This window comes from Arthrobacter sp. ISL-28 (genome assembly GCF_018613875.1).
Taxonomy (GTDB): domain Bacteria; phylum Actinomycetota; class Actinomycetes; order Actinomycetales; family Micrococcaceae; genus Arthrobacter.
Window position 1 is genome coordinate 318,571 of the sequence record NZ_JAGGPJ010000007.1, and the last position, 14,551, is coordinate 333,121.

The following is a 14,551-nucleotide window of genomic DNA, read 5'->3' on the forward strand; positions in this document are numbered from 1 at the left end:
TTAAGTCATGCAGACTTCGGGCGCCAGCCGTTCAGCCAGCCGATCAGCAGCGGCCCAGCCGCGCAGAATCGTCCTCCTCGGATCCACCGGTTCCATCGGCACCCAGGCGATTGACGTCGTCGACGACGCCCCGCACCTTTTCGAGGTCGTGGCGCTCAGCGCCGGCGGCGGCAATCTTGAACTCCTCGCACGGCAGGCTGTTCATACGAGGGCACGGGCGGTGGGGATCGCCGCCGGCGATCCCGGCCGCCTCCAGGAGCTGATCGACGACGCCGCCCGGGCCGCCGGGCTCGCGTCGTACCGTCCGGAGATCATCGCCGGCCCGGACGCCTCCACCAGGATCGCCGCCGTGGACGCCGACGTGGTGCTCAACGGCATCACCGGTTCCATCGGCCTGGCGCCGACCCTTGCCGCCCTCGAGACCGGAGCCACCCTCGCGCTGGCCAACAAGGAGTCCCTGATTGTGGGCGGCTCGCTCGTCAAAGCCGCCGCCGCGGACGGGCAGATCGTGCCGGTGGACTCCGAACACTCTGCCATTGCGCAGTGCCTGCGCTCAGGTTCCGCCGCCGAGGTGGACAGGCTCATCCTCACCGCGTCCGGCGGCCCGTTCCGCGGCCGCACCCGGGAACAGCTGGCGGACGTCACCCCCGAGGAAGCCCTGGCCCATCCCACCTGGGACATGGGCCTGATGGTCACCACCAACTCCGCCAGCCTTGTCAACAAGGGGCTGGAGGTGATCGAGGCGCACCTGCTCTTCGATATCCCGCTGGACCGGATCGACGTGGTGGTCCATCCGCAGTCCGTGGTCCACTCCATGGTGCAGTTCGTGGACGGCTCCGTGATCGCCCAGGCCTCCCCCCCGGATATGCGCCTGCCCATCGCCCTTGGGCTGGGCTGGCCGGAGCGGGTTCCGGGCGCGGCCCCCGCCTGCGACTGGACCCGGGCCACGAGCTGGACCTTCGAGCCGCTGGATGCGGGAGCGTTCCCCGCCGTCGGGCTCGCGAAGGCCGCCGCGAAGCAGGGGAGCACCTACCCCGCCGTGTTCAATGCAGCCAATGAGGAGGCCGTGATGGCCTTCCACGAAGGCCGCATCCGGTTCACTGACATTGTGGATACCATCGAAGCTGTTCTCAGCGAACATCCGGGTTCTTCCCGGCTAACGGTCGAGTCCGTGCTGGATGCTGAAAAGTGGGCACGAGCGCGCACCCACGAACGTTTAGCAGTGAGCAGTCTCTAGGAAGCAGCAGATCGAAGCATGAGTCCCGTTATCCTCTTCATCCTCGGTGTCGTCTTTGTTGCCATCGGCATCGCCGTTTCCATTGCCCTGCACGAGGTGGGGCACCTGCTTCCCGCCAAGCTGTTCAAGGTGCGCGTCACCAAGTACATGATCGGCTTCGGCCCCACCCTCTGGTCGAAAAAGAAGGGTGAGACCGAATACGGCTTCAAGGCCCTTCCGCTGGGCGGCTTCGTGTCCATGATCGGCATGTACCCGCCCAACAAGGAGGACGGTACCGTGCGGCCCTCCAGCACCGGCATGTTTCAGACGCTGGCCACCGAGGCCCGCTCCATGGCCCATGAAGAGGTGGGTCCGGGCGACGAAAACCGGGTCTTCTACCGGCTTCCGGTCTGGAAGAAGATCGTCGTGATGCTGGGCGGGCCTGCGATGAACCTGCTGATCGGCCTGGTGCTCACCGCGGTGCTGCTGATGGGGTTCGGCATCGCCACCCCGACCACGACCATCGCCGACGTCTCCAAATGCCAGGTCAAGGCCGGAGAGACCATCGACCCGGACTCCGCCGACTGCAAGCTGACGCCTGCCGCCTCCGCCGGCCTCAAGCCCAACGACGTCGTCACCTCCTTTGACGGCAAGCCCGTGACCAGCTGGGACCAACTCACCGGCTGGATCCGCGCGTCCGCCGGAAGGGAAGTCAGCATGACCGTAGAGCGGAACGGCGCCCGGGTTGCCACCACCGTTACACCGGTGCTGTCGGCGCGGCCGGTCATCGGGGCGGACGGCCGGCAGGCGAAGGACGACCAGGGCAAGCTCCTGTATCAGGACGTCGGCTTCCTGGGCGTCGGTGCCCAGACCACGCTGGTTGCCCAACCGGCGTCGTCCGTCCTGCCCATGGCGGGGGAGAACATCAAGCAGATTGCCGGCGTCATCCTGAACCTCCCGGCGCGGGTGGCCGGAGTGGCCAAGGCTGCCTTCAGCGAAGAGCCGCGCGATCCGAATGGTCCCATCAGCGTGGTCGGCGTAGGCAGGGTGGCCGGCGAAGTCGCCGCGATGGAACAGGTGCCGGTGCAGTCCAGAATTGGCGCCCTCGTAGGCCTGCTCGCCGGACTGAATTTCGCGCTTGCGGTCTTCAACCTGATACCGCTGCTGCCGCTCGACGGCGGACATGTGGCGGGCGCGCTGTACGAAGCGGTCCGGCGGCGCGTGGCCAAACTCTTCGGCAAGCCTGATCCAGGCGCTTTCGACATCGCCAAAATGCTCCCCGTGACGTACGTGGTGGCTGGGTTGCTGATGGGCATGGGTGCGCTTCTCATCTATGCGGACATCGTGAAACCAGTAAATCTCTTCGGCTAGAACTCATCGGCTGATTACCGATTATCAACGATTTCAGACTGATATCCGATAATCAGCCTTAAATGATTGATATTTTCGAATATGCCCCTTACGGTTGAGGCATGTACGTTCTGACGATCGACCAGCGGGGGAGCAGCACCGATATTGACCGCGTGCCCGAACTCCTCGACGGACTGGGCCGGATATCCCCCCGCCGTTTTGAACGCACCGTCGGGGACGAGGTCCAGGGCGTCCTCGATGAGCCCGCCGATGTGGTGGAGGTGGCTCTCCACGCACTGCGCAGCGGCCTCTGGTACGTGGGGATCGGGATCGGGCCCGTCAATGAACCGCAGCCCGTGAGTCCCCGCGAAGGGGCGGGAGCCGCCTTCGTGGCCGCTCGGCAGGCAGTGGAACGGGCCAAGGCCGCCGCCGGCCACGTTCCGGTGGCAGTGGTGTCCGGCGGAGTCCGGCGGGGTGCGGCAGCGACGGGGGGCGCGGAAGCCGGGGCCAGGGCCTGCGCCAACGCCGAAGCCGTCTTGCGGCTCGTCGGGAGGCTGGTCCAGGAGCGGACCGACGCCCAGTGGCGGGTAGTGGACGCACTCCGGGCCAAGAACGGGAGAAATCCGGGCCGGCACGGAAAGCAGAAGCAGGTGGCCCAGGAACTGGGAATCAGTGAACAGTCGGTGAGCCGGGCCATCATCAGGTCAGGATGGCAGGAAGAATGGGCGGCGAGACCCGCGGTGGAAATGCTGCTGGCCACCGCCCATGGGCTGATCCTTGATGCGTCCAGCCCGGAAGCACGCAACCGAGGAGAACGGTGAACGCACTCTGGATCGCAGCGGCCCTGCTGACAGCCGGCTTCGTGGGCTGGCCCGTCACGGCGCTGGTATTCAAGCTCGCCCGCACCATCGATGACAGGGCCGACGCCGTCACCGGCGCGGCCGACAACGCCGACGATCCCTCGGCCGATGTCACCGTGGACCGTGCAAACTCCCTAGACCTTGAAAACACCGTGGACGGCAACATCACGGTGCCCGGGGAATCCTCCACGGAGCCGCCAACGACGCGGATCCTGCGTGGCGGGGCCATCATCGGAGTGCTGGAACGGCTGGCCGTGTGCCTTGCCATCCTGGCTGGCCAGCCTGTGGCCATCGCCTATGTGGTAGCCATCAAAGGCCTTGGCCGCTTCGCCGAACTCAAGGAGACGCCGGTCGCTGCTGAACGCTTCATCATCGGGACCCTCTCCTCCATGCTCTGGGCGGCGGGAGTTGCTGCCTTCGTGAAGGTGGTGATCCTCGGGTAGGGCGGCTGCGGGATAGGGTATCTGTATGACTGTTTTTGCTGTTGAGTACGTATACGATGCCGAGTCTTCTGAAGCCCGTGACGCCAGCCGTCCGTCGCACCGTGAATGGACCGCGGAACTGGTAAAGGACGGCGTGCTCCTCGCCAGCGGGCCTTACGGTGACGGCGCCGGTGCCCTGCTGATCTTCAAGGCCGCCGATGAGAGCGCGCTGAACGACATCCTCAAGCAGGACCCCTTTGCAGCCGCCGGTGTCATCTCGGGCATCCGCACCACGGAATGGGCCCCGGTGACCGGCCTCCTCGCCGACCACGCCTAACCCCGTACCACCACCTCTTCTATACAAGGAGTCCTCGTGACCTCGGTCAGCTTGGGAATGCCATCCGCACCACCTCCCGTCCTTGCTCCCCGCCGCAAGACGCGGCAGATCAAAGTCGGCTCCGTAGGCGTCGGTTCCGACTCGCCCATCAGCGTGCAGTCGATGACCACCACCCCCACCACGGACATCAACGCCACGCTGCAGCAGATCGCAGAACTGACGGCGTCCGGCTGCGACATCGTCCGGGTGGCCTGCCCCTCCGCGGATGACGCTGAGGCCCTCCCCATCATCGCCAGGAAGTCCCAGATCCCGGTCATCGCCGACATCCACTTCCAGCCGAAATACGTCTTCGCCGCCATCGAGGCCGGCTGCGCCGCCGTGCGGGTCAACCCCGGCAACATCCGCAAGTTCGATGACCAGGTCAAGGAAATCGCCAGGGCTGCCAAAGACCACGGCACGTCGATCCGCATCGGTGTCAATGCCGGGTCCCTGGAGCCGGGCATCCTGAAGAAATACGGCAAGGCCACCCCGGAAGCCCTGGTTGAATCGGCCGTCTGGGAAGCCTCCCTGTTTGAGGAGCACGGCTTCCACGACTTCAAGATCTCGGTCAAGCACAACGACCCCGTCATCATGGTCGCGGCCTACGAGATGCTCGCCGAAAAGGGGGACTGGCCGCTGCACCTGGGCGTCACCGAGGCCGGGCCCGCCTTCCAGGGCACCATCAAGTCCGCCACCGCCTTCGGCGCCCTGCTGTCCCGGGGCATCGGCGACACCATTCGTGTGTCCCTGTCCGCCCCTCCGGTTGAGGAGATCAAGGTGGGCAACCAGATTCTGCAGTCGCTGAACCTCCGCCCACGCAAGCTGGAAATTGTGTCCTGCCCGTCCTGCGGGCGCGCACAGGTGGACGTCTACACCCTGGCCGAACAGGTGACCGCGGGACTCGAGGGCATGGAGATCCCGCTGCGCGTCGCCGTCATGGGCTGTGTGGTCAACGGACCGGGTGAAGCACGTGAAGCTGACCTGGGCGTTGCCTCCGGCAACGGCAAGGGCCAGATTTTTGTGAAGGGAGAGGTCATCAAGACTGTCCCTGAGAGCCAGATTGTTGAGACACTGATCGAAGAGGCCATGCGTATCGCAGAAGAGATGGGGGAGGCCGATGGCGAAGATGCTGTCAAGGGTAGCCCCGTGGTTAGCGTCTCATAGGGATGGAACCGCCCCGGACGGGGTAACCGTGCGGGCACTCGGTGTGCCGGATACGGCCGCGCTGCATGGACTGGCCAGCACTGATCCGGTGGCCAATGTCTTCATCCTGGCGCACTTGGAATCGACGGGGTCCGCTGCCCCCACTCCCGGCGGTGCCACTGTCCTGGGCGTCTTCGACGACGATTCACTGGTTGGGGCCTGCTGGGCAGGCGCCAACCTGGTCCCGGTCCAACTCACACCCGGGCTTGCCGGGGCAGTGGCCGCTGCGGCCCACCGCTCCGGCCGCAGGTATGCCTCCATCTTCGGTCCAGCGCCCACCGTGCTGGCGCTGCACAGCCAGCTGGAGCAGCTGGGTCATGTGGCGCACGAAGTGCGGCCGGACCAGCCCCTGATGACCATTGCGGGACCGCCCGCGGTGGAGCCCAACTGGCAATTGGGGTTCGGGCAATACGCCGACTTCGACACCATCCTCCCCGCCTGCGCGGCGATGTTCGAGGAAGAAGTGGGCTACTCGCCGTATCTCGGGGGCCGCGACTTCTATAGCCGCCGCGTCGCAGGGCTGATCCGCCAAGGGCACTCCCTGGTTCACCTCAGCGACGGCGAAGTAGTGTTCAAAGCCGAGCTCGGCGCGGTGACCTCCGAGGTCACTCAGGTGCAGGGCGTCTGGATGAATCCCAGCTACCGCGGACTTGGACTGAGTGCCGGCTACATGGCTGCCGTGGTGCTGCTGGCCCAAAAAATGGCACCCATCACCTCCCTCTATGTCAACGACTACAACTCCCGTGCCCGCGCCACCTACGAGCGCGTTGGCTTCCGCCAAGTAGGAACGTTCGCTACAGTGCTGTTCTGACCGGCCGCCCTGGCGGGTATCAGGTTCTTTGGGGGATAAATGAACAAATCTGCTGCGCGCCTCTTCGGAGTGACCATTCTGGCGGCTTTCAGCGTTGCCGCCTGCGGCGGAAACGGGGACAACGCGGGCAGCGGCAATACGGCTGCAGCTGAGACCGCACCGTCGGCCACCGCCCCTGCAGCGCCGGAAGCCACCACGGCCAGCCCCACACCCACGGCGCCGCCGGTCAAGATGTACACAAGCCAGGAACTGGCCGCGCTCATGAACAAGATCCGTGACGGCAAAGGGGCAAAGCTGGCTGTGATGTCCGGCGAAGACCTGTCGGGCCAAGTTGAACAGGCCAATGCTCTGATGGAGCAGATGACCATCGAGCCCAAGGAATGCGGGGATATGGTCGTGGCAGGTTCCATGGAGCCGCCCGCCGGTGTTGCCGTGGCAGCAGGCGTCAGCATGGACGCCGCTGCTGAAGCGCTGGCGACGGTGACCTTGATGTCCGGGGTGGATGAGGACCTTTTGGAGAAGACCGTATCCACGAACGCCGATCAGGTCACAAAATGTAAGGCCATGTCGATCACCATGCAGGGGGTCAAGGTCGAGGCCGCTACCACCGAGATCACCGGCCTTGGATCAACCCCGGGAACCCTCGCCTACCGCACGGACATCACGCTGCCAGACGGGCAGCAGCAGTCCACGGTCACGGCCTACGCGATCAAGGGCGGCGTCCTCATATCCTCAATGGCCTCCGGAGCCAACGCCGGCACCGCAGGGGCCTCCACCGCGGGCGCCTTGCTGGACCAGGCAGCAAAACTCATCAAGTAAGGATTCAGCCCAGGAGTCCGTCGAGGGAGCCCCTGTTGCGGAGCCGCTGTGCACCTGTTGCGGCCCTGTTGCAGGACCGCCCGGAAGCCGCGTCGCCTGGTTGCCGGTAGATTAGTATCCAGACAATCAGCAATTCCCCCCAGAAACGGATACTTACCCGTGGTCCTTCGACTTTCCAAGCTGTTCCTGCGCACCCTGCGTGAAGACCCCGCTGATGCCGAAGTGGCCAGCCACAGGCTCCTCGTGCGCGCCGGCTACATTCGCCGCGCGGCACCGGGAATCTACACGTGGCTGCCCTTGGGACTCAGCGTGCTGCGCAAGGTGGAGCAGGTGATCCGCGAGGAGATGGCTGCCATCGGCGCGCAGGAAGTCCACTTCCCGGCCCTGCTGCCCAAGGAGCCCTACGAGGCCACCAACCGCTGGACGGAGTACGGCGAGGGCATCTTCCGGCTGAAGGACCGCAAGGGCGGGGACTACCTGCTGGCTCCCACCCACGAGGAAATGTTCACTCTGCTGGTCAAGGACCTGTATTCCTCGTACAAGGACCTGCCGCTGAGCATCTACCAGATCCAGAACAAGTACCGCGACGAGGCACGGCCCCGCGCCGGCCTGCTGCGCGGCCGCGAGTTCATCATGAAGGACTCTTACTCGTTCGACGTTGACGACGCCGGCCTGGACGCGAGCTACAACGCGCACCGCGCCGCCTACCTGAAGATCTTCGACCGTCTCGGCCTCGACGTTGTTCCCGTGGCTGCCACGGCGGGGGCCATGGGTGGCTCCAGGAGCGAGGAGTTCCTGCACCCCACGGAGATCGGCGAAGACACGTTCGTGCGGTCGGCAGGCGGTTACGCCGCTAACGTCGAGGCCGTGACCACCGTGGTCCCCGGTAAGATCGACTTCACGGATGCCCCGGCGGCCGAGATCAGGGATACCCCGAACACCCCGACGATCGAGACCCTCGTGGCTTCAGCCAATGAGCTTGTTCCCCGGAGCGAGGCCGACGGCGGCCCGTGGACGGCCGCCGACACGCTGAAGAACGTGGTCCTCGCCGTGACCCTGCCGACCGGTGAGCGCCAGATCGTGGTTATCGGCGTGCCAGGTGACCGTGGCGTGGACCTGAAGCGCGTTGAGGCCAATATCGGCGCCTACCTGCCCGTCGCCGGCGAAATCAACGTCGAAGCTGCCGGAGACGAGGACCTGGCAAAGAACCCGCTCATCGTGCGCGGCTACCTTGGCCCGGGAATGTCGCTGGACGAACCCCTGCTCGGGTTGGAAGGCGCTGCCAAACTGCTCTACCTCGTGGACCCTCGCATCGTCAGCGGCACTGCCTGGGTGACCGGTGCCAACATGGCCGGCAAGCACGTGTTCGGGTTGGTGGCCGGCCGCGACTTCGGCTGGGATGGCGTCATTGAATGCACCGAGGTCCGCGCCGGTGACGAAGCACCGGACGGCTCCGGTCCGCTCGAGACCGCCCGCGGCATCGAAATGGGTCACATCTTCCAGCTCGGCCGCAAGTACGCCGAAGCCCTTGAGCTGAAGGTCCTGGACAAGAACGGCAAGCAGGTCGTGGTGACGATGGGTTCCTACGGTGTTGGCGTGACCCGTGCCGTGGCCGCCCTCGCTGAATCGAACCACGACGCCAGGGGCCTGGTCTGGCCGCGGGCAGTGGCTCCGGCGGACGTCCACGTCGTGGCCGTGGGCCGGGGGGATGAGATCTTCGCCGCGGCGGAGCAGCTCGCCCTTGAACTCGAAGCGGCCGGCCTGGACGTCATCTACGATGACCGTCCCAAGGTATCTCCGGGCGTGAAGTTCGGCGACGCGGAGCTGGTGGGCGTACCCACCATCCTGGCCGTCGGCAAGGGACTCGTGGACGGGGTCGTCGAGATCAAGGACCGCCGCAGCGGCGAGGCGGAAAACGTTGCAGTGGACAAGGCCGTTGACTTCGTGGTCAACGCCGTCCGCAACAGCTGACAGCCAGCCCACAGGGTGGTTTCGGGTTTCGAATCGATCCAGCTCGCCACTGTCATCCTGATAGTGGTGGCCGGCTTCGCTGCGGGTTGGGTGGACGCGGTGGTGGGCGGCGGAGGCCTGCTGCAGCTTCCGGCGCTACTGCTCGTCCCGGGCATCACTCCGGTGCAGGCCCTCGCCACCAACAAGATGGGGTCCATCTTCGGCACCACGACGAGCGCCGTCACGTACTACGGCCGTGTCCGGCCGGACTTGTGGACTGCCCTGCCCATGGCAGTCATAGCACTCGCCGGCAGCTTTGGCGGGGCTTTGCTGGCGGCCCGGTTGCCGGTGGAAGTGTTCAAGCCGATCATCGTGGTGGCGCTGGTCGCCGTCGCGCTTTTTACCGCTTTCAAGCCCGACGCCGGCCACCTCACCGTACTGAGGCACGGCGGCGGCACCCACTATGTGGTGGCCTGCACCATTGGTGCCGTGATCGGTTTCTACGACGGCCTGATCGGCCCTGGCACCGGCTCGTTCCTCGTGATCGCGCTGGTTTCGGCGATGGGGTACGCCTTCCTTGAGGCGAGTGCCAAGGCCAAAATCGTCAACATGGCCACGAACGCCGGTGCGCTGCTGTTTTTCCTGCCACATGGCTCCCTGCTGTGGGGAGTGGGTCTGCTGCTGGGACTCGCGAACATGGCTGGCGGCTATTTGGGCGCGCGCACGGCGGTCCGGCAGGGAAACCGGTTCGTGCGGATCGTCTTCCTGGCAGTGGTGGCTGCCCTGATCATCAAACTCGGTTACGACGTCTGGCAGGAGAACTTCGGGACGGCGTAGCATGCATTTTATGTCAGCGGGTGCGGAGCCGTATGAGGAAGCCCTTGCTTCGGCGGTCCGTCATGCCACGCGCTGGCTCGATAGCCAGCCAAGCCGCCGGGTAGGTCCGCGGCAGACAGCCCAAGACCTGGCCGCAGCGTTTGGCGGGGCGTTGCCGCAGTCCGGCATGGCACCGGCGGACGTGGTGGACTACCTCGCCAACCATGCCGACTCCGGCCTCATGGCCATGCCGTCGGGCCGCTTTTTCGGCTGGGTCATCGGTGGCACCCTGCCCGCTGCCATGGCGGCCGACTGGCTGGTCAGTGCCTGGGACCAAAACGCCGTGCTCCGCTATGCCACTCCTGCGATCGCCGCCATCGAGGAAGCGGCAGGTGACTGGCTGCTCCAGCTGCTGGGCTTGCCGAAGGACTCCGACGTCGGCTTCGTCACCGGAGCCACCATGGCCAACTTCGCCGGGATGGCCGCCGCGCGGTGGCGGTTGTTGAAGGATGCCGGCTGGGACCTGGAGCGGGACGGGCTGTTTGGCGCCCCGCGGATCCACTGCCTGGTGGGGGAGGAACGGCACGAGACGGTCGATGTCGCACTGCGCTACCTCGGCCTGGGCACGCCCACCGTGGTGCCCTGCGATGATCAGGGGCGCATCGACGCCGCTGAGCTGGACTGTGCCCTGGACAGAATCGCCCTGGACAGAATCGCCCTGGACCGAGCAGCCCGGGACGGAGCCGCTCGGGAGGGAGCAGCCCAGGACGGAGCAGGGATGGGCTCAGCTCCAGCCCCGGTTTTGGTGTGCCTGCAGGCCGGCAACCTCCACTCCGGGGCCTTCGACCCCTTTGCCGCGGCCGTCGCGGTGTCGAAAGCGCACGGCGCCTGGGTCCACGTGGATGGGGCCTTCGGGCTCTGGGCTGCGACCGTCCCCGAGCTCTCGGGGCTGACGGCAGGAGTTGGACAGGCCGACTCCTGGGCCACTGACGCCCACAAGAGCCTGAACGTCCCCTATGACTGCGGAGTCGTCGTCGTCAGGGACAAGCAGGCCCTGCGGAGCGCCATGGGTGTCAACGCGATTTACCTCATCCAGGCCGCCGACGGTGCGGCTGATCCCAGCCAGAAGGTTCCGGAGCTCTCCCGCAGGGCGAGAGGGGTGCCGGTCTGGGCAGCCCTGAAATCGCTCGGCAGCGATGGCGTGGCCCAACAGATCCGCGGGCTTGCGGCAGCCGCCGCCCAACTGGCGGAGAATCTTGCGGCGATTGACGGCGTGGAGGTGCTCAACGACGTCGGCTTCACCCAGGTTTCCGTCGCCTTCCGCGACGATGCCACCACCCTCGGCGTGGCGGCGCAGCTCATCGCCGACGGAATGGTGTGGATGTCCGGTTCCCGCTGGCACGGGAGGGCGGTGCTCCGGATCTCCGTCAGTAACTGGACCACCGACGCCGATGACGTCGCCACGGCAACCGACGCCGTCAGGGCGGCTCTCGAACATGTCAGGTCCAGGGCGGACAGTAGTCGTTCCGACGGGGGCCGTTCCGACGAAGGCCGTTCCAATGACGGACGTTTCGATGACGGCGGGGCGGACGAACCGCTGCCGCCCTAGGGAGACGCGGCGTTCCCGGCTGCCTGACCCGGTTCGGGCAGCGCATGCGGGGGCGGAAGCCCGTCCAGCGTCCGGCCGGCCAGGGTGCTGGCAACCCAGAGGGACCGGGCCAGGTCTCCACCGTGGCCCGGCTTGGAGGCGTAGGACAGGGCGTTGTCCACCTCACGGGCGAGGCTCCACTGACGTGCGGCTTCATCGTCGAGACCGGCTGCGAGGCTGAAGTCGCGGCACCGGTCAAGCAGTCCTGCGGCGGGATCGGCCGCAGGGAGATCGGTGATCCGGTTCCACAGCACGGGAGCAACGGCGAACTCGGCTTCTCCCACCATCGGCTGCGGATCGATGGCTGCATAGTTCCGGTGGACTGGCTGTTCCGATCCGCCCGGCCGGGCGAGGATGTTGAGGAAGTGGAAATCGGTGTTGACCAGCACATCAGCACCGGAGCGCCGGCCCACTGCGCCCCGGGTTTGGCACACCTCAAGCGCGGCCTCCAGGAGCCAGCGGGGGAAAGGTCTTCCGAGCTGCTCCCATTCAGCGGGAAGATCGTCGCTCCATTGCTCTGCCCGGGCAGCGACGTGCCCGAACTCCCGCCATTGCGGCTTGCCGTCCGGAATGAGGCTCAGCTCGCGCATGAGTCCGCCCCACACCTCGGCGGCAGTGTCCATCGGCACCGTGTGAAGCGACCTGCCGGCCTCAAGGCGCTCCAGCAGCATGGAGCAGGTTCCGGCGTCGGACGCCAGCATCCGGACGGCCCCGTGCCCGTTCCACAGGGCCAGCGCATGGCGTTCGACGAGGGCTTCGTCATGGGGAAAGGCCACCTTCAGGACCGCCGGAACGCCCGCAGCCAGCACCGGTACAACAAGTCCGCCGTGGCCGCTCCAGGGCAAGGCGCCGGGCTCAAGATCCAGTGCGAGGTCCCAGTGCTCCAGACGGCCACGGACCAGCCCGGGAAGTGAAGCCAGCCAGGCCCGGCCGGCACTGTTGCCGGAGTAGCGGCGTGCCAAATCCGGTGGTACGGGAACGGCTGGTGACTGGTTCATCAGTTCCAGCGTAGTTGACGCGGGGCAGTCCCCTTCGCATGCGGCTGCTGCACCACAGCAGCCGAACAGGAGGCCTCCTAGACGACCCCGGTGGCTCCGAGCAGGTTACCGATGGTGAAGGTCGCAACCAGGGCGAGACCGCCGCCCACCACCACCCGCATAGCGGCCCGGACTTTGGACCCGCCGCCAATCCAGGCGCCCAGTGCACCGGTCAGGGCCAGCGCCAACAGGACGGCTCCGAAGGTGACAGCGACGCGGATGTTTTCAGGCGGCAACAGGATGGCGAGCATCGGCAGGACCGCACCCAGTGTGAAAGCTATCGCAGAGGCAAACGCCGCATGCCACGGGCTGACAATGTCCTCTTCGCCGATATTCAGTTCCGCCGACAGATGCGCGGCCAGGGCATCATGCTCAGTGAGCTCCCGCGCCACATTCTGCGCCGTTTCCTCGCTCAGGCCTTTGCTCCGGTAGATGGCGGTGAGCTCCAGCAGCTCTTCCTCGGGCTGCGCGCTCAGTTCCCCGCGCTCCTTTTCGATCAGGGCTTTCTGGCTATCGCTCTGGCTGCTGACAGACACGTATTCCCCCAGCGCCATGGACACTGCACCGCCCACGAGCCCCGCGACTCCGGCGGCAAGAATGGGGCCGTGCTCGCTCGTCGCACCGGCCACGCCTACCACGATTGCGGCCACTGACACGATGCCGTCATTAGCGCCAAGGACTCCGGCGCGAAGCCAGTTCAGACGGTGGACCATGTCGTTGTTATGGGGCTCGTTTTCGTGATGTCCCCCTTGATGTCCCTCTGGGGGCGGTCCGGCAACGTGCGCTGACTCCATGATTCCAGCAAACCACCACAGGCGTCCCCCTGCCAGTGGGGAGCGCGACATTAAGAATGCTGGGGCGGGGGAGCAGCCGACGACGGATCCGCCGGCGAGGATGATGGCGGCAACGGGGGAAGCCGGGAGGTGTCAAGCACGAGGCCCGGGACGGGGCCGGGGTCTGACCCCCACAGGATTGAACGCTGCGCGGCCCCCAACAGCGACGCGATGGCCCACGCTCTGGTGGGACCTTCGCTGAGGGCTACGAGGTCCCCGTAGACCGGCAATGTGCCGGCCTCGAGGCTGGCCAGACCGGGGGCGGGGTTTTTCAGGAATGCCGCATTGAGCGTATAGCCGGGCTCCCGGGGCGGAACCGGAGCGCAGTTGAAGCGGCTATGCGTCTCTGCCTCGCCAACAAGTGCCTCGTGCCGGGCCAGCAGGTCCCTGGCCTGTTGCACCGCCGGGCCGTCGAGCCGTGTAAGCGCCACCTGGTAACCGTAGACGGTCTCCGACTCGGTACGGACTACCCTTGCGAGTGCGGCCGTCTCGGATGCCCGGCCGGTGGCCGGTGCACTCGCCGTTGCCAGGCCGGTCGTCTGCCCGGCTGAGGGCTCTGCTCCGCCCGCTGAGGGCTCTGCTCCACCCGCTGATGGATCCGGGCACGCAACCGCAGGTTTATTCAACGGTGCCGGGGCCGCCGGGAGTGCAGGCACCGGTGTCCCGGACGCCTGGGCGAGAGCCACCGCCTGCAGAAGCTGCCCGGTGCCGACGGAGGACAGCAGGCGAGCCATCCCGCCGTCGGCGGTTGCCGCATGGCTGAGGCGCAGCTTGCCGCTGGCCGACAGGCCGGCCACGAGGGCAGGCACTGTTGCAGTCGTGGCGGACGGTGGAGCTGCAGTTCCTGAACCGGTGGGGGATGGTGCGGCGGCGTCCGGGGCAGCTGCCTCAGGTGCCGGGGAAGCGTTGGCCGCGGCCGCATCTGCCGGAAGGGCCAGCGCCCTGGCCTGGATAGTCAGCAAAGTCACAGTCCGCGAATACAGCTGTCGCTGCGCGCCTGAAGCGTCCTGGGCGAGCTGCCGGCTGGCTGCCCGCAACCGCATGGTTTCGGCAAGGGCAGAGGCCCGTGCCTGTTCGGAAAATGGCGGAACGGCAGGCTCCGGGGCTGTCGGCGGAATCAACGCAAAACCGAGGCTGAGGACCAGGAGCGCGCTGAAGGCGATCAATGCCAAGCGGAAATGGCTGGCCCGCCGGCCTCTTTCCCTGGTGT

Annotated in this window: 14 protein-coding genes; 11 read left to right on the forward strand and 3 right to left on the reverse strand. The window is 66.5% G+C overall.

What is annotated here, in order from left to right:
* Positions 1–7: 7 nt before the first annotated feature.
* The 11 genes from dxr (at position 8) to J7E80_RS06335 (ending at position 11,432) form a co-directional block, all read left to right on the forward strand.
* Complete coding sequence (dxr, locus tag J7E80_RS06285; protein ID WP_215050608.1) at positions 8–1,237, forward strand: 1-deoxy-D-xylulose-5-phosphate reductoisomerase; 1,230 nt, start codon at positions 8–10, stop codon at positions 1,235–1,237.
* A gap of 18 nt (positions 1,238–1,255) precedes the next feature.
* Complete coding sequence (locus J7E80_RS06290) at positions 1,256–2,587, forward strand: RIP metalloprotease (RefSeq protein ID WP_215050609.1); 1,332 nt, start codon at positions 1,256–1,258, stop codon at positions 2,585–2,587.
* 101 nt (positions 2,588–2,688) lie between these two features.
* Positions 2,689–3,387, forward strand: a complete 699-nt coding sequence (locus J7E80_RS06295; protein ID WP_215050610.1) for a MarR family transcriptional regulator — start codon at positions 2,689–2,691, stop codon at positions 3,385–3,387.
* A complete protein-coding gene (locus tag J7E80_RS06300) occupies positions 3,384–3,869 on the forward strand; it encodes a hypothetical protein (RefSeq protein WP_215050611.1) in 486 nt (161 codons plus the stop codon). Before J7E80_RS06295 ends, J7E80_RS06300 begins: the two co-directional genes overlap by 4 nt.
* Positions 3,870–3,894: 25 nt before the next feature.
* Positions 3,895–4,185, forward strand: coding sequence for a YciI family protein (locus J7E80_RS06305; protein ID WP_215050612.1), 291 nt, complete (start codon positions 3,895–3,897; stop codon positions 4,183–4,185).
* A 36-nt stretch (positions 4,186–4,221) separates the two neighbouring features.
* Positions 4,222–5,388: a flavodoxin-dependent (E)-4-hydroxy-3-methylbut-2-enyl-diphosphate synthase gene (ispG, locus tag J7E80_RS06310; RefSeq protein WP_078026403.1), complete on the forward strand. Its 1,167-nt coding sequence runs from the start codon at positions 4,222–4,224 to the stop codon at positions 5,386–5,388.
* Positions 5,351–6,238: a GNAT family N-acetyltransferase gene (locus J7E80_RS06315; protein WP_215050725.1), complete on the forward strand. Its 888-nt coding sequence runs from the start codon at positions 5,351–5,353 to the stop codon at positions 6,236–6,238. Before ispG ends, J7E80_RS06315 begins: the two co-directional genes overlap by 38 nt.
* A 39-nt stretch (positions 6,239–6,277) precedes the next feature.
* Positions 6,278–7,057 carry a hypothetical protein gene (locus J7E80_RS06320; RefSeq protein WP_215050613.1) on the forward strand — a complete coding sequence of 260 codons (780 nt, stop codon included), beginning with the start codon at positions 6,278–6,280 and terminating at the stop codon, positions 7,055–7,057.
* 159 nt (positions 7,058–7,216) lie between these two features.
* A complete protein-coding gene (locus J7E80_RS06325; protein ID WP_215050614.1) occupies positions 7,217–9,028 on the forward strand; it encodes a proline--tRNA ligase in 1,812 nt (603 codons plus the stop codon).
* A gap of 15 nt (positions 9,029–9,043) precedes the next feature.
* On the forward strand, positions 9,044–9,844 hold the full coding sequence (locus tag J7E80_RS06330; RefSeq protein WP_215050615.1) for a TSUP family transporter: 801 nt from the start codon (positions 9,044–9,046) through the stop codon (positions 9,842–9,844).
* A gap of 10 nt (positions 9,845–9,854) precedes the next feature.
* Positions 9,855–11,432: a pyridoxal-dependent decarboxylase gene (locus J7E80_RS06335; RefSeq protein ID WP_215050616.1), complete on the forward strand. Its 1,578-nt coding sequence runs from the start codon at positions 9,855–9,857 to the stop codon at positions 11,430–11,432.
* On the opposite strand, the gene J7E80_RS06340 is transcribed toward J7E80_RS06335, so the two are convergent.
* The 3 genes from J7E80_RS06340 to J7E80_RS06350 form a co-directional block, all read right to left on the reverse strand.
* Positions 11,429–12,469 (reverse strand): aminoglycoside phosphotransferase family protein, encoded by a 1,041-nt coding sequence (locus J7E80_RS06340; protein ID WP_215050617.1) that lies wholly within the window; start codon positions 12,467–12,469, stop codon positions 11,429–11,431. The genes J7E80_RS06335 and J7E80_RS06340 overlap by 4 nt on opposite strands.
* Positions 12,470–12,546: 77 nt before the next feature.
* Positions 12,547–13,302, reverse strand: coding sequence for a VIT family protein (locus tag J7E80_RS06345; protein WP_215050618.1), 756 nt, complete (start codon positions 13,300–13,302; stop codon positions 12,547–12,549).
* Between the two features lie 50 nt (positions 13,303–13,352).
* Positions 13,353–14,513 (reverse strand): DUF4439 domain-containing protein, encoded by a 1,161-nt coding sequence (locus J7E80_RS06350; RefSeq protein WP_215050619.1) that lies wholly within the window; start codon positions 14,511–14,513, stop codon positions 13,353–13,355.
* Positions 14,514–14,551: the final 38 nt, after the last annotated feature.

What these genes read in the sequence shown, in the direction of transcription:
- dxr (WP_215050608.1), top strand. Translation starts at nt 8, where the DNA reads ATGCAGACTTCGGGCGCCAGCCGTTCAGCCAGCCGATCAGCAGCGGCC.
- J7E80_RS06295 (WP_215050610.1), top strand. Translation starts at nt 2,689, where the DNA reads ATGTACGTTCTGACGATCGACCAGCGGGGGAGCAGCACCGATATTGAC.
- J7E80_RS06290 (WP_215050609.1), top strand. Translation starts at nt 1,256, where the DNA reads ATGAGTCCCGTTATCCTCTTCATCCTCGGTGTCGTCTTTGTTGCCATC.
- J7E80_RS06345 (WP_215050618.1), bottom strand. Translation starts at nt 13,302, where the DNA reads ATGGAGTCAGCGCACGTTGCCGGACCGCCCCCAGAGGGACATCAAGGG.
- J7E80_RS06320 (WP_215050613.1), top strand. Translation starts at nt 6,278, where the DNA reads ATGAACAAATCTGCTGCGCGCCTCTTCGGAGTGACCATTCTGGCGGCT.
- J7E80_RS06340 (WP_215050617.1), bottom strand. Translation starts at nt 12,469, where the DNA reads ATGAACCAGTCACCAGCCGTTCCCGTACCACCGGATTTGGCACGCCGC.
- J7E80_RS06315 (WP_215050725.1), top strand. Translation starts at nt 5,351, where the DNA reads ATGCTGTCAAGGGTAGCCCCGTGGTTAGCGTCTCATAGGGATGGAACC.
- J7E80_RS06305 (WP_215050612.1), top strand. Translation starts at nt 3,895, where the DNA reads ATGACTGTTTTTGCTGTTGAGTACGTATACGATGCCGAGTCTTCTGAA.
- J7E80_RS06335 (WP_215050616.1), top strand. Translation starts at nt 9,855, where the DNA reads ATGTCAGCGGGTGCGGAGCCGTATGAGGAAGCCCTTGCTTCGGCGGTC.